Genomic DNA, 2114 nt, shown 5'->3' with positions numbered 1-2114 from the left:
CAATACCCCCGCGCCAAGCCCACGCCCGCGACGTACAACTCCCCCACCACGCCCGGTGGCACCAGGCGCATGCGGCCGTCCAGCACGTAGACCCGGGTGTTCGCGACCGGGCGGCCGACCCGGACCGGGCCGTCCCCGGCTTCCCAGAACAAGCTGTCCGCGCTGGCCTCGGAGGAGCCGTACAGGTTGAACAGCAGCGAATCCGGCAGGACTTCCGCATGGCGCTCGACGAGAGCGCGGGGCAGGGCTTCACCGCTGGTAACCCAACATCGGACGGACGCCAACGACCTGGAGTAGGCGTCGTCCAGCAGCACCCGCAGCAAGCTCGGCACCACCGTCACCCGCTCGACCCCGTGCTCCGCGACCAGGCGCACCAGGCCGCTGGGATCCCGCAGGACGTCGTCCCCGGCCAGCACGACCTTGCCCCCGTGCAACATCGTGCCGAGCAGTTCGGTGGCGCTGTCCAGGAAACTCAGCGAGCTCCGCGCGAGGACCGTTGACGACCGCCACTGCGGATACCGCTCGCTGAACCACTGCCAGCGGTTCGCAAGACCCGCGTGCAGGCCGACGACTCCCTTCGGCACGCCGGTCGAACCGGACGTGTAGATCACGTAGGCGGGGTGCAGCGGCAGCAGCGGCGCCGCTCGCTCGGAGTCCGCGACGTTCTCCATCGAACGCCCCTGGCCCACCAGGTCGTCGACCAGCAGGCAAGTCGCGTCGGTCCTCGGCAGCGCGGCGCGCACCGCCGAGGACGTCAACACCACCGCAGGCCGGGCGTCGGCGAGCATGAACTCGATCCGATTGGCCGGATATGCCGGGTCGATCGGCAGGTAGGCGCCACCGGCCTTCAACACGGCGAGGACCGCGACCACCATCTCCACCGAGCGGGGTATGGCCAGCCCCACCACCTGTTCAGGTCCCACGCCCAGCTCGACCAGATGCCGGGCGAGCTGGTTCGAGCGCGCATTCAGGTCCCGATAGGTCAACTCCGCACCTTCGAACACCAGCGCCACCGCGTCCGGCGTTCGCGCCACCTGCTGCTCGAACAGGTCCGGCAGCACCAGCGACGACGGCAGTGGGATCGCCGCGTCGTTCCACGAGGTCAACAGTCGGCGCCGTTCGGCGGCATCCACCACGTCGAAGCTGCCGATGCTCCGATCGAGCTCATCGACCGCGGTCTCCAGCTGCCTGCGGAACCGGGACAGCAGGGACTCCACAGTGGATCGGTCGAAGATGTCGGTGTTGTACTCGACCGTCAGCGCGAGACCCGTCCGGCTGCTTTCGAAGTGCACGCCTTCGTCGACGCTGACAAGCAAATCCACCCGGGCCGCGCCGACATTCACCGGCAACAGTCGACCGCACGCGCCGGGGAGGCTCAACTCGGTGCGCGGCGCGTTCTGCTGCGTGAGCATCACCTGGAACAGCGGGTGGTGGGTCAATGTCCTGGTCGGCTTGAGCACGTCGACGAGATGCTCGAAGGGAACGTCCTGGTTCTCGTACGCCGCCAGGTCGGTGTCCCGGACGCGGCGGACGAGTTCGCGGAAGGTGGGATCGCCGGAGGTGTCCACCCGGAGCACGAGGGTGTTGACGAAGAATCCGACGAGATCGTCCAACGCCTCGTCGGTACGGCCTGCGACGACGGAGCCGATCACCACGTCCTCGCCGACGTTGAGCCTGGTCAGCAGTGCAGCCAATCCGGCGTGCAGCACCATGAACAAGCTTGCGTCGCAAGCCCTCGCCACGTGGCGCAATCGGGCGTGGAGGTCTGGTGACCATTCGACGACCAATGTCTCGCCACGGTGCGACGCAACCGTCGGATGCGGTCGGTCGGTGGGCAGTTGGAGTTGTTCCGGAGCACCGGCCAATTCCCGTTGCCAAAAGCCAAGTTGTTGGGAAACAACACTTTCCGGATCACCCTCGTCCCCAAGAAGATCCCGCTGCCACAGAGTGTAATCCGCGTACTGCACCGGCAACGACTCCCACACCGGCGCACCACCATCCCGCCGGGCAGCATAAGCGTCAGCGAAATCCCGCCACAACGGCTCCAACGACCACCCATCCGCGGCGATATGGTGCAACACCAGCACCAACACCCGTTCACTACCCGAGAGCAC

1 protein-coding gene is annotated in these 2114 nt (G+C 67.2%); it reads right to left on the bottom strand.

What is annotated here, in order from left to right:
- The coding region (locus AB0I53_RS49495; RefSeq protein ID WP_358618173.1) for an AMP-binding protein at positions 1-2081 on the bottom strand (2081 nt) is incomplete at its 3' end.
- Positions 2082-2114 lie beyond the last annotated feature (33 nt).

It is taken from the genome of Saccharopolyspora sp. NPDC050389, assembly GCF_040655595.1.
In the GTDB taxonomy this organism is placed as follows: Bacteria; Actinomycetota; Actinomycetes; order Mycobacteriales; family Pseudonocardiaceae; genus Saccharopolyspora.
Note: the sequence above shows the minus strand (reverse complement) of the source record. Positions and strands in the feature narration are given on the sequence as shown.